Source organism: Hydrogenibacillus sp. N12 (assembly GCF_019645935.1).
Taxonomy (GTDB): domain Bacteria; phylum Bacillota; class Bacilli; order Thermicanales; family DSM-22653; genus Hydrogenibacillus; species Hydrogenibacillus schlegelii.
Map to the genome: position 1 here is coordinate 459,792 of NZ_CP080953.1, position 20,257 is coordinate 480,048.

Here is a 20,257-nt window from a genome sequence, read left to right on the forward strand (position 1 = left end):
TGCGCGGGCGTAGTTCAGTGGTAGAACTCCAGCCTTCCAAGCTGGATGCGTGGGTTCGATTCCCATCGCCCGCTCCAGTTCATGTCGGCCGGATTTTGCCGGACGGATCAGTCGGGATTTAGCTCAGCTTGGTAGAGCGCTTGGTTCGGGACCAAGAGGTCACAGGTTCGAATCCTGTAATCCCGACCATTCTTTTCTTTTTATGGCTCGGTAGCTCAGTTGGCAGAGCAGAGGACTGAAAATCCTCGTGTCGGCGGTTCGATTCCGTCCCGAGCCACCACCGCGGCTGACGCGATCGGCGTATTCTCTCGAAGGAGATATTCTCCAAAGGAGAAGGGAAACCAAAGGAGAAAGGAAACGTACGGTCGCGTCGGGGAAGACCGCGCGTCGGTTCGGGTGCGAGCGAAGGCGTGCGGTGTGGGAACGTCATGTGGAGGGGTAGCGAAGTGGCCAAACGCGGCAGACTGTAAATCTGCTCCCTCATGGGTTCGGCGGTTCGAATCCGTCCCCCTCCACCAGCTGGCGGTCGTGGCGAAGCGGTTAACGCACCGGATTGTGGCTCCGGCATTCGAGGGTTCGAATCCCTTCGACCGCCCCATTCTTAAAAACGCCGACGGAACGCGGGATGGCGCTTTACGCCAATCCCGCGTTTTTGACTTTTTTGCGCCGTGAATTCGGTGCGCCTACCGCCCCAACGTGCGTCGCGCCGGATATGACTTTTCGCCTGATTAAAACGTATTTTCGCTTGACAAAGAACGGTGGTTTTGGTATTGTTTATTTAAATCAATAAAATATTCAGATCAAGTTTGGGTAAGTAACGTTCTGCTATGCTTCGCAGCACCGGTGTAGGGCAGGCCGTATGGCGATGTTGTGGGAGGGTTTAATTTGAATTTCAGGAAGGAGGAAAGGATCATGCAAATCCTAAGGTGGTTTTTGGCATTTATGTTCGTTTCAACGGTAGCAATAACATCCGCAATGGTCAGCTTAATGAAGCCTATACAAGCAGAGGAAGGAGACCGATTTACCAATCGAGTTCCCATGAAGCTCGATTGCGAGAATCTGAAGGGCTCGGCTCTTGAATATGCTAGAGTGCATAATTTGTGTCCATCGGTAAATGAGATTTACGAAAGCATTGGACCTGCTGATGTTCGCGAGGGAGATTGTGGATGGAGTTCGCTCTTTATTGAGGACTGAGGTACTGGTTCGGCTGCATTTCTCATGGAAGTCGGCTCTAGACTTGGTCCATTTGTAAATGCTGGCTATCATGTAAGCTGGCTTAACTGGAGCACAGGAGGATATGGCAACGTTTCGGGAAGCGATTGGTTGTTTGCGAGTGAGTGGAAAAAAGATAGGGTCGATTATACGGGCCCCGGAACAGTCAGCGCGACAATGAACGGAAGTGTGCTCCTTGCGTGGGGCGGCACTTGTACATTTCGCTATCCTAGTGATACTGAGTATATAACCCAGTGATCGTAAAACCATCCACGCGTGGACCGTTGGCGTCTGTCCCGCGCATGAGGCAATCTTCCTCGCTTCGCTTGTAGCAACAGGATCTGGCAAAATATGGGGGGGAGAAACGATGAAAGTGGAGAGGCCGTGGGTAGAATATCGACTGATGACGCAGATTCGAGCGTTATCTCAACTGCCGCCTAACGCCGAACTTCCTCGACTTCCCGAAGAAGAAGAGACATTGCTGCATAATTTATCACAGGCAGAAGATCCTGTAAAATGGCTTGAACAGACATCCGGTGATACGGTTGTGCGTATGGTTCTATGGAGAGCACTCACAAGTTTACGGACTAATTTACACGCATCTTACCGTGCCTCACAAGCGGAGCAACATAATATACATCTGCAGCAGCTTGGAAAGCCTCCCCGTTTAACAGAAACGATTCTGGAATTGCTGCGTGACATTGAGACGGCGCACCCGACCACAATATCGCTTGAGATATTGAAAAATGTATTAAATAAGCTGCGTTACTACAGTCAAGATGAAGAGTTTCGAAGGTTTGTTGCTTTTGTTGCTGATAATAGAGATGATATACTGTCTATACTAACTCAAATTCTAGATCTACCAAATCACGCGGATGTCATTGCATACATCGAAGAAAAGTATGCTCGTATTGGGGCAATCGAGACGATTCGCTATCTGTTATCGCGCGTCATTCCTTCGCCTCGTTCTCTGCTCGAATCATCCATGAAAGTGTTTCACCCGAACATCTCCACTTCCGCAAACGGATATCCAGTCACCCTCAGTGAAGTGGCGATCGGTCGTTACGGGTTCGCTCTTACGTTGCAAACAAAAATATCCTATAAAAAGCTCTTCAATTTGCCGGAAGGGACGACACTCCTGTTGGCCGGGTGGGGTGGGGCGGAGCAGGTCCTCGACGATCAGGGCTATCACTACCTCTTGTGTTATCCTCTGGAAAATCACAAGGGGAACGGGCGAACTCTCAATATGAGGCTACAGCTTTTGTTTTATCCCGCGATTTATGAGAGAGCGAAGCAAATAACATTGGCTGTGGACCACCTGTCGATGTCTGGCGTCGGTTTTCAGCCTGGCCAAGAGGTCCGGCGGCACCACCCGCATTATGTTCTTGAGTCTCGTGATCGGCTTACCTGGGTTGTTGACGTAAGTCAAAAGGAGGCTTTACGACCACGTCCGTGGAAAGCTTTTATAGGGTAGGAACCGCTCAGTGTAGGAAACCGCTCAACAACTCGGTTCGGTTGACCGTTCTTACGGCGGCTTCGTTTTGCCGTTGCGTGATACGTGGGAAAACCTCCTTAATATCCATGCGCCGTGAATTCAGCGCGCCTAACGAAGGGGCTTAAGGCGTGTCGGATGCATGTTTTCCCCCAGATGTGTGGCGAAGGGGGGTTTTTTTATGTGGAAATGCGAAGCGGAAATGATGTTTTCGTCAGATTAGAACAAACGTTTGATTGACTAAGGCCGAGGGCTGTGATACATTACCGGTAGTCGACAGAAAGCGAAGATTTTTGGGCTAAAAAAACAGAAAAATATTGATAAATGAATTGAATGTCGAATGATGTCGAACTGAGGCGGCTGCAGCTCGTCCGGAAGGGACGAGCCCAGAAAAAACGTTCGTTAGGAGGTGCGAACCGCATTGTCGTCGGCGCCGACGAAACCGCGGCGGAACGGTCGCCCGCTGGGGCCGGCGGTGGTGAGGCGTCCGAGCGCAAGCGTATCTTCGGCTGCCGCGGGGTTTACGCTGACGGAGCTTCTTGTCGTCCTGGCCCTTATCGTCGTGCTTCTGGCGCTGGTCACGCCGCGCCTTCTTTCGGCCAAAGCGCGGGCGGACGAAAAGCTCTGTCATGCCCAGGCGGCGCTCATCACGCAGGCGATCGTCGAATACCGGCTCGACCACGGCGAAGATCCCGGGCAAACGATTGGCGATGTGCTAAACAAGCTTCAGGTTTCAGAGAATGGTCGGGCGGTGTATCTGGATGATACGGTGAAAGAGACGTGCGACGGCGGGGTGTTCACCCTGACGTCCGAAGGCGGGGCGCCGAAGGTGATCTGGCAAAGAACCGGTGAGAATCAACGATGAAAATCAAGAGGAAATAAAAAGTCGAAATAATGCGGGTAAAATCTTGAATCCCAAACCGACCGTTCGGTTTGGACGGCCACCGGTCGTTTGAACGGCCAAGAGGGAGGGGAGGTTGGACGGATGGCGCAGGCGGAGGGGATGCCGGAGGCGCCGTGGTTCGCCCGCGCCGTCGCCGCGCGGGCGAGCGACTTGCACCTGGAACCGACGACCGACGGTTTTCGCCTGCGGATGCGCGTTGCGGGCCGGCTTGTTTCGTTAGCAGACTTTGGGCGTCGGGAGGGGGAAACCCTCCTGCAGCGCTTGAAGCTGCTCGCGCGTCTCAACATCGCCGAGCGGCGGCTCCCGCAGGACGGTGCGTTCGACTACGTCGGCGAAGGCGGCCGGCGGTACGAAGTGCGAGTGGCGACGTTGCCGACGGTCGCCGGCGAGAAGCTGACGGCGCGGTTTCTCTACCCGGAGGCCCGCTATCGCGATCCGACGGCCCTCGGCATGCCTCCGGAGCAGGCGGAGGTCGTCCGGGCGTGGCTCCGATCGTCCGCAGGGCTCATCCTCGTCGCCGGCCCGACGGGGAGCGGCAAGACGACGACGCTCTATGCCCTCGTCGGCGCGCTCGACCCTGCCCGGTCGGTCATCTACACCGTCGAAGATCCGGTCGAGGCCCGCCTCCCCGGCGTGCATCAGATCGCGGTGGCCGACGAGATCGGGCTCACGTTCGCCGCCGGGCTTCGGGCCATTCTCCGGCACGATCCGGACGCCCTCGTCATCGGGGAAATTCGCGACCGGGAGACGGCGGAGATCGCCGTCCGGGCGGCCCTCAGCGGGACGCTCGTCCTGGCGACGATCCATGCCGACGATGCCGGCTCGGCCGTCTTCCGTCTGCTGGAGCTGGGCGCCGAACCGGCCTGGGTGTCTCGGACGCTTCTCGGCGTCATCGGCCAGCGAATGCGTTTCCGGATGTGCATTCGATGCAGCGGGACGGGGAACGCATCGGGGGCAGCGCTTTCAGACACGGTCGTTTCTGACGGCAGAGCGGCCGGTACCGGAGACGGGCGCCGAAGGCGCGTTGGTTGGGAGAACGAAAGCCGAGGAAATGCCGGCATGGGGAACGAGGGGCGGAGAAGTGCCGGCGTCGGGAACGGGAGTCGAGGAAGGGTCGGCGTGGGGGTCGGGGATTCGGAAAAGGCGGGCGATGGGCGGGTCGACGGCGCCGGGGGCGGCGCGGTCGTTCGTTCAGGAACGGCGCCGTCGGACGACGGGTCGGCCCGGCTCGGCCCGTCCCACCCCGGCGAAGGGTGCGGCGCCTGCGGCGGACTCGGTGTGGTGCCGTCTCCGGCGTTTGAACTGGTCGTTCCGTCCGTCGGAGAAAGCATCGGGCCGCCGTTCAAAGGACCGTGCGAACCGATGCGAGGGCCGACCGGATCGACGGGCGCACCGGCGCCCGCAGGGTCGGCCGCCGGCGGCGCTCCGTCGGCGGGAGGGGCGGGCGGCGTTTCCCGGCCGGTCGTCGCTTCGACCGCGGTGCGGGCCGGCGATCCCGGGGGGATCGGACGGTGACCGGAATTCTCCAAAGGTTTCTTCGAAGGGGGGGACGGCCGACCCGCCGGCCGCGGTGGACGGAGCCCGTTCTCGAGCGGGTGCTTGTCCCCCTTTCGGAGCTTGCCGCCGGCGGGCTGCCGCTTTTCGAGGGGCTTGAGGCGACCGAGCGGTATTTGCCGTCGCCCTATCGTCCGTCGTTTCGCGACGCCCGGGATGCGGTGGAACGGGGTGCGCTGCTTTCAGACGCTTTTCGGGCAATCGGCTGGCCGCCCTATGCCCTGGCCGCGCTGGCCCTGGCCGAGATGACGGGAGATGTCGCCGTCCAGCTGGCTCATCTTCGCGACCATTACGCCAGACGGGTTCGATTTCGGCGAACGATCCGCGCCCGCCTCGCCTACCCGGCTTTTCTTTTGGCGCTTGCGCTCCTTTTGTTCGGGTATCTTCTCGCCGGCCTCGGGCCGAGGCTTCAGGCGCTGGAGACGGCCCTTGCGGGCAGCGCCGGCGTTCAGACGGTGGAAGGGACGCTCAGGTCTTCCGTCCCATGGACCGCCGGCCTGATCGGCGGGCTGGCGGTCGCCGGGCTGATGGGCGGGGGGACGGTCGGCGTCGGGTTGGCGGTCCGCCGGGGCTCGGAGGCGGCTGTCGGTCGCCTCGTCCGCCTCGGGCCGCTCGGGCGCATCGTCCGCCTCGTTTTGACGCGGGAGGCGATTGAGCCGCTCGGGCTTTTGCTTCAGGCGGGCCACGATGTGTTGTCCGCCGTCCGGCTGCTTCAGACGGAAACGCCCTGGCGGGTGCTTCGAGCCTGGTATGGCCGGTTGGAGACCCGGCTTCTCTCCGGCGCGACGCTGACCGGGGCGTTTGAAGAGACACCGTGGTTGGAGGACGACTGGAGGCTTTACGTGGAAAGCGGCGAGCGGTCGGGGCGGCTGGTGGAGCTGCTGAACGCCTACGCCGCCCGCCTGGAGGCGGAACTCGAGCGGCGGACGGAGGCGCAGGTCCGCTGGATCGAACCGGCGGCGGTGCTCGTCGTCGGCGGAGCGGTGCTTCTCGTCGCCGGGACGCTTTTCGGCATGGTGTTCGATCTCATGGCCCGGTTGTAGCGGTCGCTGGACTCGCTGCCGGTTCGGAAGGGGAATGCCGGTTGATGTCGCGGGACGCTTCGAAGCCGATCGGTGCAGGACGGGCGCGTGCAGGGCAGGACCCTGTTCCGCTTGCCGCCCGACCCGAGGTGCCCTGCCCAACCCAGGATGCGGGGGCGACGCTCGCCGAAGTTCTCGTTGGCCTCTCCCTCTTGGTCGCGATCGCCGCCCTCTTTCTTCCGTTCGGCGAACTCTTTCTCCGGCGGGCGGAGGGGATCCGCTTGGGAGGCGCTGCCGCCCGCGTCGAAATCGACGTCGTCCGGGCGGCCGTCGTCGCCCGGCTGATGACGGAGACGGCGAAGGTGGATTTTGCCGACGACGGATCGTCTCAGGGGTCGATCGGACACGCCGTCTGGTGGGTTCGAACGGGTGGCGGCGTCAAGGTCGCCAGAGTCTCGGAAAGTTCCCCGAACATGGGGCCGATCTCGTACGGATTTGGCCAAAACGGCCGCGTCGTGCCCGGGACGCCGAACGTCCGGCTGACCGTCGCGTCGGTCGGGGGGCGCTGCTTTGGCCTGGCGGCTCCGACGGGGGTCTGGTATGAAAAGCGCTGCGAAGGGCGTTAAGAAGGGGTCAGACGATCGGCTCATCCGCCGGCGGTCGACCGGCGGCTGGATGCTCGTCGAGGTCCTCATCGCGCTCTGGGTGATCGCGGTGCTCCTCGAGGCGATCGTCCACCTCCTCGTCGGCGTCCGGGAAAAGGCCGGAGCGGAGGCGGCCGAGGCCACGCTGCTTGAGGCCGCTCGATACGTCCTCGCCCGCTGGCCGCCGGTCGTCGATGGGGAGGAGGCGCTCGGGAGGGCGACGGATTCGGGACCGGGCAGGGTGGCGGATTCGGGGCCGGACGGGCCGACGGCGGGAGCGGGGGAGGCTGCGGCGGAGGGGCCATCGGCGTCGGAGGCGATCTGGGCCGCTCGGGCTCAAGCCGCCGTCAGGCAGGGGGTGCTTGAGCCGCTTCAGGCGGCCGTCGAGCGGGAAGGGTTTGCCTTGAAGGGGCCGGGGCATGGACGAACCGCGCCTGTGCCGACGGTCTCTTTCACCTACGCCATCGGATCGCCGGCCCTCTGGTCGGACGCTCACGCCGTTCGGGCGGCGGTGCCGGTCGACGTCACGCTCCGGCTCCCCGTTTCGGCCGATCGCCCGCCTCTGGAACGCCGGATGCGCCTCTGGACGGCGGTCGTGTTTCGGGCCTGGCCGCCATAAGGGCCATCGTGACGCGGGCGCCGACGGAAAATCCCGGCATGAAGCGCGCCGGCGTTGAACGATCGTTGAACGATGACCCCTGGATCGACCGCTTCGGAACGATCGCTTCTGCACGACGACACCGGTGCGATTGAAAAGCATCGGGAGGACGGCGGTCGCAAGAAAGGGCGGGAAGGTCGGTACCCCGGGAAAGAGAGGGAGATCGGTGCCTCGGGAAAGCAATGAGAGCTCGGGGCTTTGGGAAAGCAAAGAGAGCTCGAGGCCTCGGGAAAGCAGAGCGGGATCGGGGGCCGCGGGTAAGGCGGGGACGGTCAAGGCGGGGACGCCGTCTCGCCGCGACGGGGGGTTTACGTTGCTGGAGGCGCTCGTGGCGCTGGCGGTGGCGGCGCTTCTTCTCCCGCTTCTCGTCCGGAGCATCGGCGGTGCCCACATCCGGCTGGAAGCGTTCGATGCGGCCGGCGCGCGCCGGCTGGAAGCCCTGTATGCCGGCTCGTATCTGCGCGGCGAGTGGGTGACGTATGCCGACGGCTGGACGGGGGAAAAAGGCGCCGGGGCGGTCGACCCGAATCAGGTGCGGAAGCAGCCCTTTCAACCGTGCTTCGAGGAGGACTCGATGGGGCCGGTGCTCGCCGCCGACTTCGGCGGGTCGGAAGCGGACCGACGGCGATTCGAGCTTCGCCTGGATCGGGCGGCGGACCGATCGGCGACGGGATCGTACCGGCTGCGCTGGGGAAAAAAAGGGGAAGAAGGAACGCTGCTCGAGTTTTCCCGCCAGGGCCCGATTTGGACGGATTGGAAGAAGCCGGATCCGGACCGGCCCCGATTGGAACTGGCCCGGTTCGCGACGGGCGAGCCGCCGTCGGCGCTCGCCGATGGGGTGCGGGTGCGCTGGCGCTGGACGACCTCGGCGGACGGGCCGGAGGAAGCCGGCCGGCTCGATGTTTACCTCGCCTGGCCGGTCGACGAGCGGTGGACGGTTCCGGAAAACCCACCGGGGTGCCCCGGCGGATCGCTGCCGGCAAAGGGGGGCGGTTCCGGGCGATCTTCCGGCGGATAAACGGCGTGAATCATGAAGGGGGCGGGGTGGAACGATCCGGAGCAAAAAGAGCGGCGAGACCGGCCGGCGGATCCGTCGGAAGGGCGGCCCCGGGCTCGGCGTCGGTCAGGCCGGCTTCGGGCGAGGGTGGGGCCGCGGAAAGACCGGGAAGGACGAATTTCCCGCCGTCGCTTCCGTCGCTTCGGCCGAGGCGGCGGCCGCCGGATTTCGGACCGGACGGCGTTCCGACGCCCGCCGCCGGGAGGGCGGGTGGATGCTTCCGATCGTGCTTCTTTCGCTCGCCGTCGTTTCGCTTCTTGCCGTCTCGGTCCTCGAGCGGATCGTCGAGCGCCGAGAGACGATGGAGCTTTTTTGGGCCGAAGCGGATCTGGAGGCGCTGGTGAAAAGCGGCGCGGCGTTCGTCTTTGCCCTCCCGTACTGCCTGCCGGCCGAGCTTCCGCACTCGGAGCCGATCGTTTCCGCCTCGGCTTATCCTTCCGGCGGTTCGGCGGCCGGCGGTGGCATCGGAGCGCTTGCGGCGTCGGTCGATCCTCCCCGGGAGGGGAGCTTCGAGGCGATGCTTGCTCCCGGGGAGGGGTGGGCGGTCGCGTTTCCCGCGACCGGCCTCGCCGGGGAAACGGTGTGCGTGTCATGGCGCCTGGAGGCATCGGCCGGAGAAACGGTCGCGGTGCGTCTTTTGGCGGCGGTTGCGCCGGAGGAGGCGCCGCCTCCGGAAGACGGCGCGGCGTGGCGGGTGCTTTGGGAAGGGGCGTCGGCCGGAGCGGATGCCGGAGTGGATGAAGGATGTTCTGCGGAGGGCGCCCACTCGGCGTCCTGGACGATCGAGGACGGGGGCGGCGATGTTCGGCGCCGGGGATGGCTCCGCTGGGAGATGGTTTCGTTTTCCGGGGCGGAGATGGAGGAGGGGCGGCCGTTATCCGGCGGGGCCAGGGAGAAAGGACTGCCTTTTTCCGGCGAGACAAACGAGGAAGGGTCGCTTATTTCCGGCGGGTCGGAGAAGGAAAGGCGGCAGGTTCGGTTTTCCGGGCTCAAGCTCCGCCTTCTCGATCCGTGCCGCCGGCAGCGGGAAGCGCTCAAAGCGCTCGAGGAAATCGCGCCCCGTGCCGGCCGCTGGGTCGACCGGGCCGGTCGGCCGGCGGACGGACCGGTCGGAACGATCCGCGTCGCGGCGTTTGCCGGGCCGGATCCGGCGGCGGACGCGCCGGCGGAGGCGACCGCCGTTTCGGCAGCGGACGTTCGATTCGAAGCGGCATCGGGGGCTCGGGAGACGCCGCGCCTTCCGGCATGGGCCGCCGGGACGCTGGAGGTGGCGATGCCGGCGCCGGATCTTCTCACCGCGCCGCTTCCGGCGGAATACGATCGGATTGAGCGGAGGTATACGTTTTTGCGGTCGTTTTCCGACGGGCCGGGCGGCCCTCGGGACCGGCTCGTCTGCTGGGCGCGGACGAACTGGTCCGGCTACGATCCGAAGCGGCACGCCTGCCGGAGCCCGGAATAAAGGCGAGCCGAAAGGGAAGAGGCCGGGATGTCGATGAAAACAAGGCGGTGGGCGATCGCCGGTGGGACGGCCGTCGCTTTTTTCGGCTATGCCGTGGGGAGCGCCGATGGGCCGCCGGCGCTCGAGGCGTGGCCGGCGGTTGAGGCGGTGTATGCGCCTCGCCAGGGGAGTCCGCCGGATCGGGCGATCGTCGAGCTCATCGACGGCGCCGAGGAGCGGGTCGATGTGGCGGCGTTTGCCCTGACGCACGGGGAGATCGTCGATGCGCTCGTCCGAGCGGCCCGCCGGGGCGTCCGCGTGCGGGTGCTGACCGACGAGCGGCAGGCGCGGCAGGGGGCGCAAAAAGCGGCGCTCATGCGCCTCGCCGCGGCGGGCATCCCGATTCGGACGAACGTCCACCCGGGGGCGATGCATCTGAAGCTTCTCGCCGTCGATCGGGCGGCGGCCGGCTTCGGGTCGTACAACCTGACGATTGCGGCGACGGAGCGGAACGAGGAACTCTGGATCACCGTCCTGGGGCCGGCGGCGGCGCGGCTTCAGGACGTTTTCGAGGCGATCTGGTCGGATGAACGGCGGTACCGGCCGTGGGAAGGGCGGTAAGGCTGGCGCGGCTTCGGCCGGAACGTGAAGGAATCGCCGCAGGGCTCTGGCCGCCGGCGGTTTCGAGGGAGATCGGGCGGTCGGAGATGAGGCGCCGGAACGGGCGGCGGAGGCTCCGGCGGCTTAGGAGCGTCGGACGAAAAAACGCCGGGCGGCGGAGGGGGAGGCGGGCGTGCAGGTCGACGGGCGACTTCGGTCGGAGCCGGTCGGGAGCGCGGGCGGGATGAGGATGCCGCAAGGGCGGAAAACGGGCGCGTGGGCGGTCCGGGTGGCGCTTTTGTTTTGCTTCGGTTACGCCCTCGGGCGGATCGTCCCGTTCGGGCCGTTCATGCCGAAGGAAGCGGTTTATCTCACGTTGCACGGCGAAGACCCCCGCCGTTCGCTTCTCCAGGCGCTGGCCTCCGCCCGGCAGACGATCGACGTCGCCGTCTATGCCCTCGACGATGCGGCGCTCGTCCAGGCGCTCGAACGGGCGAAGCAGAGGGGCGTCCGGGTGCGCCTGATCACCGATCGGCGGGAGGTCGAACGGCCGGAGGCGGCCTCCGGCCTTGCCCGCCTGCGCATGGCCGGGGTGCCGGTCAAGGTGAACGACGGCGCGGGGCTGATGCATTTGAAGCTCGTCCTCATTGACGGGCGCCTCGCCGCCGCGGGGTCGTACAACTGGACGACGGCCGCCGCCGCGTTGAACGAAGAGCTCCTCGTCTGGATCGGCGATCCCGATGCCGTGCAGGCGTTGACGGCGCTCTTTGAGCGCCTCTGGACGGACGAGGTCTACTACCGGCGGGTGGGATCCGGTTCGTGACCTGCGGCGCCCAAACGGCGGCGGAAGGCCGAGATCGAAGAAAAAACGGGCAGACGGTCGGGAAAGGGGAGGACGGAAGGATGCGGCGGTCGATCGGGGGAGCGCTTCCGGTTCGGGCGGCGCGGGCGGCTTGGACGGCGATCGACCGTTGGCGGAGGGACGGTCGCCTGAGCGAGCTTTGGCCGTACGGGCTGCTCATCCTTTTCGTCGGCGGCTATGCACTCACGGCGTGGGTTTGGCCGGCGCTCAGGCCGGCGGACGGCCCGAGCGGCTTGGTGGCGGTGCCGGCCGGGTTCGCCGAATCGCCGGGCGAAGAAAGGGCGGCGCCGAGCGGCGCGGCGGACGAAGGGCGGGGAGCCGCGGCGGAAACGGCGGTCGGAAAATCCGAAGCGGCGTCCGGACGGGCGGAAGCGGCGGCGGGACGGCCCGATGCGTCGTCCGGGCGGGCCGAAGCGGGGCCGGAGATCGTCGTCGACGTCAAGGGGGCCGTCGCCCGGCCCGGCGTCTACCGGCTCCCGGCCGGCGCGCGGGTGTTTGAGGCGCTTGAGGCGGCCGGCGGCCTTCTTCCCGAGGCGGACGTCGACCGGGTCAACCGGGCGGCCGTCCTTGCCGACGGGGTTGTCGTCAACGTACCGAAAAAAGGCGAGGCGGCCGAAGCCGGCGGATCTTCGCCGGCGGGGTCGGACGCCGGGTTGGGCGCGGCCGGCCGGCCGGCGAAAGTGAACCTCAATACGGCCGATGCCGCGCTCCTTCAGACGCTGCCCGGGATCGGACCGACCCGGGCGCAGGCGATCATCGCGTACCGGGAGGAGCACGGGCCGTTTCGCGACGTGACGGAGCTGAAAAACGTAAGCGGTATCGGGCCGAAGACGCTCGAGCGGCTTCTTCCATACGTCACCGTCGGGCCGTAGCGCCGGCCATCGGCCGCCGGCGGCCGGAGCGTTGAAGGGCCGGCACGTCGGGAAGCCCCGGTCGAGGGGGCGTTTCGGGGAGCGATCGAAGGGCGCCGGCGCTGCCTCCAAGAACGGGAGGCGACCGGACGCTCAAGAACGGCCGGGGGAGGGAACGCCGGCGATGGGGCGGTTTCGGCTCAATGGGACGGCGTCGGCCCTGGCCTTCATCGGGGGGACGTCGACGTATTATGCGCCGGATCGCCTGACGGCGGCGGCGGTCGTTTTGTTTTTTGCCGCCGTGGTGTGGGCGGCCGGCCGCTCGAACGTGCCGTCGTGGCCGGCGGCGATCCGGAGGGAGGCCCGATCGGCGGGGGACGGGGCGGCGGCTTTGGCCGGATTGGTCGCGGCGGCGTTTTTCGGCCTCGGCCTGGCCGTGGCGGCCCTCGAGGAAGGAAAGGCGGCGGGGTCCGTCCGTTTGCCGGAGGGAGGCCGTCCGTTTTCGGGCGTCGGCACGCTGGCCTCGCCGGCGATCGTCGACGGCGACCGGGTGATCGTCCGGCTGAAACTCCGGGCGATCCGGTGGGACGAGGCCGACTCTGAGGGCGGGACGTGGCTTCAGCATGAGGCGCCGGGTGCGCCCGAGGCCTTTCGTCCGGCGCTCGCGTGGGCGAGCCTTCGGCTGGAGCGGCCGGAGGAGCGCCTTGGGGCCGGCCGCTGGGCGGAAGGCGCCACGGTCTACGTCACCGGCGTCCTTCGGCCGCTTCCGGCGCCGAAAAACCCCGGCGCGTTTGATTTCGGCCGCTTCCTCTGGCAAGAGGGAATCGCCTACACGGTCACCGGCGCTTTTCGGGAGACCCGCGTCTTGGCCGATGCGCCGCCGCCGGCGCGATTTCGGCAATCGGCGCTTCGTGCTGCCCGGGAGGCGTTCCGGACGGCGCCGCCGGAGGCGGAGGCGCTCGCGCTGGCGGTCGTCTTCGGCGACAAAAGCGGGCTTGGGGCGGAGACGCTCTCGACGTTTCAGGCCGCCGGCGTCTACCACCTGCTCGTCGTCTCCGGGGTGCACGTCGGCATTTTGGCCGGGACCGTCGCCGCCGCGCTCCGCGCCGCCGGCATCGGCCGTCGGACGCGGGAGACGGCCGTGCTGGCCTTCGTCTGGCTGTACGCTTATCTCGCCGGCGGGGGGATCCCCGTCCTGCGAGGAGCGGCGATGGTGACGGCGTACGGCCTCGCCCGGCGGGGCGGCCGAGTCGCCGACAAAGAGGCGGTGCTCGCCTGGACGGCGGTTTTGTTTTTGCTCGTCGCGCCACGGCAGGTGACGGCCCTCGGCTTTCAGCTGTCGTTTGCCTTGACGGCGGCGCTCGTCCGCTATGCGCCGCCGCTCGGCAAAGGGGCCGCCGCTTGGCTGAGGCGGCGGGGGGTTCCGGAGGGTCACGCCCATCGGATCGGCCGGGGGCTTGCCGCGCTTGGCCTTACGGAGGGGCTGAGCGCCCTTTTTCTTCTCGGCCACCTCGGCGCGTGGCCGGCGATCTCGCCCTTTGCGAATGCGGCGCTGCTTCCGCTTTATGCCCTCGGCCTTCCGCCGGCGGCGGCGTCGACCGTTTTGGCGGCGATCCTGCAGGCGGTCGATTCGCGGGCGGCGCCGCTTTTGGCCTGGCCGGCGGCCGCGTTTTTTTCCGCCCTGCACCGGGGGGTCGAGGAGCTGGCGGCCGTCACCGGGGCGGTACGCTCCTTCGGCGGCGCGTTACAGACGGTGGAACTCATCGTCACGGCCCTGGGGATTCTCGGCGTGCTGGAGGGCGTCCGGCGGCGGCTGGCCTGGGCGGGCCTCCGGCCGCTTTACCCGCCGGTGTTCCGCCGGCGGCCGAATCGGGACGTTCGGTGTGGGCATCGGGAGGCGGTCGAGGGCGTTCGCCCGGAGGACGCCGCCCGCCGCCGGCGGCGGGCGGCGGCCGCCTTCCTGATCGCCGGCGGCACGGTGGGGGTGGTCGGGACGGCGTTCGGCCTTTTCGGGGCATCGCCCGGCGGCCCCCGCTTTCCCGGGGAGGAAGCCCGGCTCACGTTTTTTACCCTCAGGGACGCCCGAGTTTTTCATGTCGAATTTCCCGGGAAATATTCTGTTCTTGTCGCCGAGGCGGCGCTCGAACCGCCGGACGTCCTGCCGTGGCGGCGCCGCCGAAGGCCGGTCGACGACTGGCGGGACGGCGTCGTACCGGCGCTCCGGGCCTTTGGTGTCCGCCGTCTGGAGGGGATCATCGTCGGGCCGGCGGCGGTCGGTGCCGGGGGGCTTGCGGAGGTGTGTCGAGCCGTTCCGGGGCAGCGGATTTGGGTCATCGCCTCCGATGGTGGGGGCGCGTGGGAAGGGTTGATCCCGTCGGACGGGCCGGCTTCTCGAGATCCGGGGATGCCGAAAGGAGAAGGGGCGTCGGGTGAGGAAGGCCGTGGGCGCGGGTTTCCGGCCGGCGCGTCGCCGGCGATGCTTCCGACGTTACGGGCTCGCTGCCCCGGCGCCACCGTGTCGATCGGGCCGGGGTGGACGCTCGGCGCCGGCGATGCTTGGCTGGACGCCGCCGCATTCGCGGGTGCCGGTCGCGGCGGTCCGGCTTTCGAGCTCGGGTACCGGCTTCGGATCGGGGAACGCCTCGTCGCCTTCGGCGGCGGGCGCATGGACGTTCCAGAGCTCGGGATCCGGATCGACTACCGGGCGGCGCGGGAGGCGGAGCCGCCGGGAGGGGAAGCGGTGGAGGAGGGCCGGTGTGCGGTCGGGGGGTCGGCGGGCGAGGGGGCGGCGACGGAAACGCAAGCGGCGGGGCCGGTGACGCTGACGGAAGCGCGAGCGGCGGAGCGGGCGGCGGCAACGCACGGACGGAAAGCGGAGTCCTTGACTGACGCGCGGACGCAGGCGGCGGGGTCCGTGAGCGCCGCGGCCGGTGCGAGGGCGCCGGCGGCGAGCGGCTTCGGGAACGCCGCGAGCGGTGCTGGGGGACCGGCGGCGAAAGAGCCGGAGGAAAGGCCGGGCGTGGTTTCCTGCGTTTACCGGGTCGGTCGGGAGGGGGCCGTCCGCGTCGTCGTGGGCCGGGACGGACCGCCGACGATCCGGCCGGCGGTCGGGTCGGAGCGATGATCGCGCCGAACCTTCATGTTATAATGCCGGGAGAGCGGCGAGGGCCGCTCGGGCAGCCAAGGTCTCCGAAAGGATTTTGAGCGGTCATCGATCGCAAAAGGAGGCACCGCCGATGAAGATGGCACTTGCCGTGTTGCCGAACGGTCGCATCAATCCGCATTTTGGGCGGGCAAAGCGGCTGGCGATTGCGACGGTCGAAGGTCTGGAGATCGTCGGCTGGGAAGAAGTCGAAAGCCCCTTCCACCACCTTCATCCCGGCCATCACCACGGGCCGCACGGCGGCGGTCACGGGCATGATCATGATCGCGACCACTGTCATGATCATGAGCTTGAGCACGACCATGAACACGGGCATGCCGGCGCCCATGATCATCATCACGACCACGATCATGGCCGCGTCCATGATCACGGCGCCGGTCACGATTTGGACGCCGAGCACGATCATGATCACCGGCATCATGCCCACGGTCACGGCCACGGGGGCGGACGGGGCGGCCCGGAGTGGGCGGCGTTTCAGGCGGCGATCAAGGATTTTCTCGTGCAAAACGGGATTGACGTCCTCATCCTCGACCACGCCGGGCCGGGGCTCGTCCGGGTGCTCGAAGAGATGGACATCCGCGTCGTGACCGGCGCCCGCGGATCGGCACGGGAGGCGGTGCTGCACGTGGCGCGGTTTCTCAAAGAACGGGGGGCGTAAAGGGTGCGCCGCGGTTCGGTGATCACCTTCGTGGCAATCATCGTTGTCCTCGCGCTGGGCCTCGCCGGCGTGCGCCTGCTCGGCCCGCTTTTTGCCGGCAGGGGGACGGCCGATCGGGGGCTCGAGGAGCGGAGGCTGGAAGGCGCCGGTCCGGATAAGGTGGCCGTCATCCGCCTCGAGGGGGGGATCCAGCTGGAAGAAGGCGGCGGGCTGTTCGGGTCGGACGGCTTTTCGTTTGCCCGGCTGATGGAGGAGCTCAAACAGGCGGAAGAAGACGACGCCGTCCGGGCGGTCGTGCTCTACGTGAACAGCCCCGGCGGGAGCGTCGTCGCGTCCGATGAGATCTACCGGAAGCTGCAAAAAATCCGGCAGGCCGGGAAGCCCGTCGTCGCCAGCATGGGGGAAGTGGCCGCCTCCGGCGGTTACTACGTGACCCTGGCCGCCGATCGGATCCTGGCCAACCCGAGCACGCTCACCGGAAGCATTGGCGTCATCTTTGCGCTGCCGAATGTTCACAAGCTGGCCGAGACGATCGGCTATTCGGAAGAGATCGTCGCCAGCGGGCCGCTCAAGGACATGGGCAATCCGTACAAACCGATGTCGGACGAAGCCCGGGCGGCGTTCCGGTCGATCGTCGACGATACGTTCAACCGGTTCGTCGACCTCGTCGCCGAGGCGCGCAAGCTTCCCCGGGATCGGGTGCTTGAGCTCGCGACGGGGCAGGTCTACACCGGCGCGCAGGCGAGGGCGGCCGGCCTGATCGACGATTTCGGCGGCCTGGACGAGGCGATCGAGGCGGCGAAGGCGCTGGCGGGCCTCAAAGAGGCGACGGTGATCGAATACGCGGAAAAGAAGCGGCGAAACGTCCTCCTCGATTTACTGCTCAACGAAAAAACCGGCGACGGTCGCCTGGAGACGCTCCTTCGGGCCGTCACCGGTCGATTGGATTTTTCGCCGACGCCGAAGCTTCTTTACCAGTGGCGTTGAAGTTTAGGACGGCGCCTGCGGCGCTGAAGCGTGGGGCGGCGCCGGGCGTCGCCGGACGGACCAAAGTCGCCGGGCGTCAGAACCAGCGGTCGGCCCAGTGCTGGATCGCCTGAATGATCGGTTCGGCGTCCCGGCCTTTTTCCGTCAGCGCGTATTCGATTCGCACCGGCGTCTCGGGGAAGACCCGCCGTTCGACGATGCCGAGGGCTTCCAGTTCCTTCATTCGATCGGAAAGCATTTTATCGCTCATCTGGGGGATCTGTTCGCGGATTTCTTTGAAGCGCTTGGGGCCGCCGAGAAGGACCCGGATGATGAGGCCGGTCCATTTTTTGCCGAGCACTTCGGCCGCCGCTTCGTATTTCGGACACATGTGCGAGTAGTCCATGGCGATCCGCTCCTTTACCCCCATCATTGTAGCACACGCCGAAGGGCGGCCCCAAACGGCGGGCCGTGGAGGGAACATCCGAATGGCAAATCCGGGAAAACTCGTCCAGCCAAAGGGGGAAAGCACGGTTGCGGTGTTCAAAATCCGCGACCCAAACGAAGCAGGAGAGATCGACATGGCGCTTTCGTTCGGGGAGCAGCTCCCCCTGCGGGCGCTTACCGGACGGGCCATCGCCGAGGCGCTCGCCCGCGGGTTCGGCGTCGGCGGCACGCTCGGCATCGTGTCGAGCAACACGTAAAGACGACCATCTGCAGCGGGCTTGCGTCGGCCCTCGGCGCGGCGTACGTCGCGGCGTACGGCGGCGGTCGCCGGGTCGAGAGCGCGGTGATGGCGACGCCGGACGAGGCGGAGGCGGCCGTCCAGGCGCTTCGGAAGGCCGACGTCCTCTTCCTCGAAACGAGACGGGGCCAACGATGGCGATCCCGATCCGCAAGCCGGCGAACGGACCGGCAGCCGGTTCACGGTTCCGGAAGCCGGTTCAAGGATCCGGCGGCCGGTCATCGGGCCCGGAATCCGGCGAAAATGAAAGCCGGTCGGCAGGTCTTACGCCGAGCCGGCGGTCATCCCGAATCAAGGCGGCCGGACGGCCGCCTTGTTCGGTCGGACGGCGTCTGCTTGGGAGATGGGCGGTCGGCGCTTCCGGAGTCGGGGGCGGCGCTTCCGTCGGATTCGGCACGCGAGCGGGGGCCGGGAAATTCCGCCGCTCCGTTCGGAAGGTTCCGTTCGTTCGGATTCATATTGAGGCGGATCCATAGTGAGGCAGGGAAGCGTCTAGAGGCAGGGGAACGTCGAGAAAAGGGAGCGCCGAGAGGAGGAGGCCGATGTTCGACGCGCACCTGCACTTTGAGGCGATCGTCGCCCGGGAGGACGGAACGATCGACTGGGATCGGGCGGAGCGGCTCGTCGAGCGGTGGCGGGCGGGCGGCGTGCGGGGGGTGCTGGCGGTGTCGGTCGACCGGCCGTCGGCGGAGCGGACGCTGGAGTTGAAGCGGCGGTTTCCCGATTTCGTCTTTGCCGCCCTCGGGGAGCATCCGGAGCGGCCCCTTTCCTCGGAGCGGGAACTTTGGGCGCTGGAGGCGCTCATCCGGGCGGAGCGGGGGCGGATTGCGGCGATCGGGGAGGTCGGGCTTCCGCACTATGCCCGGGTCGATCAGAAGCCGGCGGTCCGGGAGCGCCTTCGTTTTTTTGCCGGCCTGGGGCGAAAGCTCGGGCTTCCGCTCGCGCTGCACGCCGTCTACGACGGGGCGGCGGAGGCGCTTTCCGTGCTTCGGGAGGAAGGCGTCCGAAAGGCGCACTTTCACTGGCTCAAGGCGCCGGACGCCGTCGTCGAAGGAATCCTGGCCGCCGGATACCGGGTGTCGGTCACGCCGGAAGTCTGTTATCGAAAGCGGGCCCGGGCGCTTGCCCGGGCGGTCCGGCGGCGGGGGGCGCCGCTTCTTTTCGAGACGGACGGGCCGTGGCCGTACGAAGGGCCGTTCGGCGGCCGGCCGGCGGAGCCGCTTTGGCTCGGGCGGGTGCTTCAGTGTGCCGCGGAGGCGGTCGGAGAGGCGCCGGAAGGGCTTTCGGAGGCGGCGGAGGCCGCTTTTCTTTCGCTCTTCGGCAGCTCGGAGGCCGCCGGCGGGTCGGGGCCGACGGCGGATCAGGGGAGCTAACGGCCGCCGGACCGATTGCCCGGGCGACCGGTGGGGCGGAAGCGCTTTTTATCGGCTTCGTCGCTCCGGCCGCTCGTAGGGCCGCTCGTAGGGCCGCTCGTATGGGAACGGGATGTACTGGACCGACGGCCGGCGGCCGGCGGGCTGCGGGTAAAGCTCCATCAGGCGGTAGATCTCTTCCGGCATGTCGGTGCGAAAGCGGATGCCGAAGCGGGCGAGCTCGTCGGTGCCGATCGGGTAGTCGTGGGTCCAGCGGCCTTCGCTGAACAGGCGGGCGAGGTCGGCGGCTTTTTGTTCGTCCATCTTCCGCCGGAGGAGGTCCTCCAGGCTTGTGCGAACCTGCCGCATGGCCTTCTGGGCGACGTCGGCGAGGATGAGCGTCCGGTCGTCGATCGCTTCGATCGGCTTGGCTTTGAGGACGCTCAAGATGCTGGCCGCCGGGTATTCGCCGAGCTGGGGATCGACGGGGCCGAGGACGGCGTTTTCGTCCAGGACGATCTCGTCGGCGGCGAGGGCGATGAGGGTGCCGCCGGACATGGCGTAGTGGGGAACGAAGACGGTCACCTTCGCCGGGTGCCGGGCGAGGGCGAAGGCGATCTGCTCGGCGGCCAGCACCAGGCCGCCGGGGGTGTGAAGGATGAGGTCGATCGGCATCTCCGGCGGGGTGAGACGGATCGCCCGGAGCACCTGTTCGGAGTCCTCGATGTCGATGTAGCGGGAAAAGGGGATGCCGAGGAAGCTCAGGGCTTCCTGGCGGTGGATGAGGGTGATGGCGCGGGAGCGGCGCTTTTTTTCCAGCCGGCGGATGAGTTCGGTTCGGAGGGCGTTCGTCCGCTTTTGCTGAAGCATCGGAAGGAGCGCGGTGAAGAAGAAAAACAGCCAGAAAAGGAGCAGAAAAAAGTCCATCGAAAACCTCCTTACAAAGACGCCCGCCGGATGAGGGCCGGGAGCGGATCGTCGGGCGGCGGTTCGGATCTTCGGATCTGCGGTCGGGCCGCCGTTTACCCTCAGCATAACCGAGGGCCGCCGCGGACAAAAGTGTGGCCTTTTGCGGGCGA

Annotated in this window: 20 protein-coding genes and 5 tRNA genes; 22 read left to right on the top strand and 3 right to left on the bottom strand. The window is 66.6% G+C overall.

The window, feature by feature from the left end; all coding sequences use genetic code 11:
* The first annotated feature begins 3 nt into the window (after nucleotides 1-3).
* From K2M58_RS02155 to K2M58_RS02240, 18 genes are all read left to right on the top strand, one after another.
* Nucleotides 4-77 (top strand) — tRNA-Gly (locus K2M58_RS02155).
* 35 nt (nucleotides 78-112) lie between these two features.
* Nucleotides 113-189, top strand: a tRNA-Pro gene (locus tag K2M58_RS02160).
* Between the two features lie 15 nt (nucleotides 190-204).
* A tRNA-Phe gene (locus K2M58_RS02165) sits at nucleotides 205-280 on the top strand.
* Nucleotides 281-432: 152 nt separating this feature from the next.
* Nucleotides 433-518 (top strand) — tRNA-Tyr (locus tag K2M58_RS02170).
* A gap of 4 nt (nucleotides 519-522) precedes the next feature.
* A tRNA-His gene (locus K2M58_RS02175) sits at nucleotides 523-598 on the top strand.
* A gap of 27 nt (nucleotides 599-625) precedes the next feature.
* Nucleotides 626-790: a hypothetical protein gene (locus K2M58_RS02180; RefSeq protein ID WP_220678091.1), complete on the top strand. Its 165-nt coding sequence runs from the start codon at nucleotides 626-628 to the stop codon at nucleotides 788-790.
* Between the two features lie 789 nt (nucleotides 791-1,579).
* Entirely contained in the window at nucleotides 1,580-2,686 is a 1,107-nt protein-coding gene (locus K2M58_RS02185; RefSeq protein WP_220678092.1) for a hypothetical protein, read from the top strand.
* Between the two features lie 496 nt (nucleotides 2,687-3,182).
* Complete coding sequence (locus tag K2M58_RS02190; RefSeq protein WP_220678093.1) at nucleotides 3,183-3,569, top strand: prepilin-type N-terminal cleavage/methylation domain-containing protein; 387 nt, start codon at nucleotides 3,183-3,185, stop codon at nucleotides 3,567-3,569.
* 120 nt (nucleotides 3,570-3,689) lie between these two features.
* Nucleotides 3,690-5,123, top strand: a complete 1,434-nt coding sequence (locus K2M58_RS02195; protein ID WP_220678094.1) for an ATPase, T2SS/T4P/T4SS family — start codon at nucleotides 3,690-3,692, stop codon at nucleotides 5,121-5,123.
* Entirely contained in the window at nucleotides 5,120-6,205 is a 1,086-nt protein-coding gene (locus tag K2M58_RS02200; RefSeq protein WP_220678095.1) for a type II secretion system F family protein, read from the top strand. Before K2M58_RS02195 ends, K2M58_RS02200 begins: the two co-directional genes overlap by 4 nt.
* Nucleotides 6,206-6,333: 128 nt before the next feature.
* A complete protein-coding gene (locus tag K2M58_RS02205) occupies nucleotides 6,334-6,810 on the top strand; it encodes a hypothetical protein (RefSeq protein WP_220678096.1) in 477 nt (158 codons plus the stop codon).
* Complete coding sequence (locus K2M58_RS02210; RefSeq protein WP_220678097.1) at nucleotides 6,785-7,447, top strand: hypothetical protein; 663 nt, start codon at nucleotides 6,785-6,787, stop codon at nucleotides 7,445-7,447. Before K2M58_RS02205 ends, K2M58_RS02210 begins: the two co-directional genes overlap by 26 nt.
* A gap of 205 nt (nucleotides 7,448-7,652) precedes the next feature.
* A complete protein-coding gene (locus K2M58_RS02215) occupies nucleotides 7,653-8,504 on the top strand; it encodes a prepilin-type N-terminal cleavage/methylation domain-containing protein (RefSeq protein ID WP_289628260.1) in 852 nt (283 codons plus the stop codon).
* A gap of 253 nt (nucleotides 8,505-8,757) precedes the next feature.
* Entirely contained in the window at nucleotides 8,758-10,002 is a 1,245-nt protein-coding gene (locus K2M58_RS02220) for a hypothetical protein (protein ID WP_220678099.1), read from the top strand.
* A gap of 27 nt (nucleotides 10,003-10,029) precedes the next feature.
* On the top strand, nucleotides 10,030-10,602 hold the full coding sequence (locus K2M58_RS02225; RefSeq protein WP_220678100.1) for a phospholipase D-like domain-containing protein: 573 nt from the start codon (nucleotides 10,030-10,032) through the stop codon (nucleotides 10,600-10,602).
* A gap of 223 nt (nucleotides 10,603-10,825) precedes the next feature.
* A complete protein-coding gene (locus tag K2M58_RS02230; RefSeq protein ID WP_220678101.1) occupies nucleotides 10,826-11,404 on the top strand; it encodes a phospholipase D-like domain-containing protein in 579 nt (192 codons plus the stop codon).
* An 80-nt stretch (nucleotides 11,405-11,484) separates the two neighbouring features.
* The gene (locus K2M58_RS02235; protein ID WP_220678102.1) at nucleotides 11,485-12,315 is read left to right on the top strand and encodes a helix-hairpin-helix domain-containing protein; all 831 of its coding nucleotides are present in this window, start codon (nucleotides 11,485-11,487) and stop codon (nucleotides 12,313-12,315) included.
* A gap of 163 nt (nucleotides 12,316-12,478) precedes the next feature.
* Complete coding sequence (locus K2M58_RS02240) at nucleotides 12,479-15,418, top strand: ComEC/Rec2 family competence protein (protein ID WP_220678103.1); 2,940 nt, start codon at nucleotides 12,479-12,481, stop codon at nucleotides 15,416-15,418.
* A gap of 13 nt (nucleotides 15,419-15,431) precedes the next feature.
* On the opposite strand, the gene K2M58_RS12800 is transcribed toward K2M58_RS02240, so the two are convergent.
* On the bottom strand, nucleotides 15,432-15,962 hold the full coding sequence (locus K2M58_RS12800) for a hypothetical protein (RefSeq protein WP_220678104.1): 531 nt from the start codon (nucleotides 15,960-15,962) through the stop codon (nucleotides 15,432-15,434).
* Between K2M58_RS12800 and K2M58_RS02250 the strand changes: the two genes are divergently transcribed.
* The gene (locus K2M58_RS02250; RefSeq protein WP_220678105.1) at nucleotides 15,957-16,115 is read left to right on the top strand and encodes a NifB/NifX family molybdenum-iron cluster-binding protein; all 159 of its coding nucleotides are present in this window, start codon (nucleotides 15,957-15,959) and stop codon (nucleotides 16,113-16,115) included. The two genes, K2M58_RS12800 and K2M58_RS02250, sit on opposite strands and share 6 nt — an antisense overlap.
* Before the next feature lie 3 nt (nucleotides 16,116-16,118).
* The gene (sppA, locus tag K2M58_RS02255) at nucleotides 16,119-17,102 is read left to right on the top strand and encodes a signal peptide peptidase SppA (protein ID WP_220678106.1); all 984 of its coding nucleotides are present in this window, start codon (nucleotides 16,119-16,121) and stop codon (nucleotides 17,100-17,102) included.
* 76 nt (nucleotides 17,103-17,178) lie between these two features.
* On the opposite strand, the gene K2M58_RS02260 is transcribed toward sppA, so the two are convergent.
* The gene (locus K2M58_RS02260) at nucleotides 17,179-17,487 is read right to left on the bottom strand and encodes a winged helix-turn-helix transcriptional regulator (protein WP_066199710.1); all 309 of its coding nucleotides are present in this window, start codon (nucleotides 17,485-17,487) and stop codon (nucleotides 17,179-17,181) included.
* 175 nt (nucleotides 17,488-17,662) lie between these two features.
* On the opposite strand from K2M58_RS02260, the gene K2M58_RS12805 reads away from it, so the two are divergent.
* Nucleotides 17,663-17,785, top strand: coding sequence for a hypothetical protein (locus K2M58_RS12805; protein WP_289628261.1), 123 nt, complete (start codon nucleotides 17,663-17,665; stop codon nucleotides 17,783-17,785).
* A 583-nt stretch (nucleotides 17,786-18,368) separates the two neighbouring features.
* Entirely contained in the window at nucleotides 18,369-19,199 is an 831-nt protein-coding gene (locus tag K2M58_RS02265) for a TatD family hydrolase (RefSeq protein WP_220678107.1), read from the top strand.
* Nucleotides 19,200-19,247: 48 nt separating this feature from the next.
* Here K2M58_RS02265 and K2M58_RS02270 read toward each other — a convergent pair whose 3' ends face one another.
* Nucleotides 19,248-20,105, bottom strand: coding sequence for an SDH family Clp fold serine proteinase (locus tag K2M58_RS02270; RefSeq protein WP_220678108.1), 858 nt, complete (start codon nucleotides 20,103-20,105; stop codon nucleotides 19,248-19,250).
* Nucleotides 20,106-20,257 lie beyond the last annotated feature (152 nt).

Coding starts and splice junctions, on each gene's coding strand:
- K2M58_RS02210 (WP_220678097.1), top strand. CDS start 6,785: ATGAAAAGCGCTGCGAAGGGCGTTAAGAAGGGGTCAGACGATCGGCTC.
- K2M58_RS02260 (WP_066199710.1), bottom strand. CDS start 17,487: ATGGACTACTCGCACATGTGTCCGAAATACGAAGCGGCGGCCGAAGTG.
- K2M58_RS02240 (WP_220678103.1), top strand. CDS start 12,479: ATGGGGCGGTTTCGGCTCAATGGGACGGCGTCGGCCCTGGCCTTCATC.
- K2M58_RS12805 (WP_289628261.1), top strand. CDS start 17,663: ATGGCGCTTTCGTTCGGGGAGCAGCTCCCCCTGCGGGCGCTTACCGGA.
- K2M58_RS02185 (WP_220678092.1), top strand. CDS start 1,580: ATGAAAGTGGAGAGGCCGTGGGTAGAATATCGACTGATGACGCAGATT.
- K2M58_RS02235 (WP_220678102.1), top strand. CDS start 11,485: ATGCGGCGGTCGATCGGGGGAGCGCTTCCGGTTCGGGCGGCGCGGGCG.
- K2M58_RS02265 (WP_220678107.1), top strand. CDS start 18,369: ATGTTCGACGCGCACCTGCACTTTGAGGCGATCGTCGCCCGGGAGGAC.
- K2M58_RS02270 (WP_220678108.1), bottom strand. CDS start 20,105: ATGGACTTTTTTCTGCTCCTTTTCTGGCTGTTTTTCTTCTTCACCGCG.
- K2M58_RS02195 (WP_220678094.1), top strand. CDS start 3,690: ATGGCGCAGGCGGAGGGGATGCCGGAGGCGCCGTGGTTCGCCCGCGCC.
- K2M58_RS02230 (WP_220678101.1), top strand. CDS start 10,826: ATGAGGATGCCGCAAGGGCGGAAAACGGGCGCGTGGGCGGTCCGGGTG.
- K2M58_RS02225 (WP_220678100.1), top strand. CDS start 10,030: ATGTCGATGAAAACAAGGCGGTGGGCGATCGCCGGTGGGACGGCCGTC.
- K2M58_RS02180 (WP_220678091.1), top strand. CDS start 626: ATGGCGCTTTACGCCAATCCCGCGTTTTTGACTTTTTTGCGCCGTGAA.
- K2M58_RS02220 (WP_220678099.1), top strand. CDS start 8,758: ATGCTTCCGATCGTGCTTCTTTCGCTCGCCGTCGTTTCGCTTCTTGCC.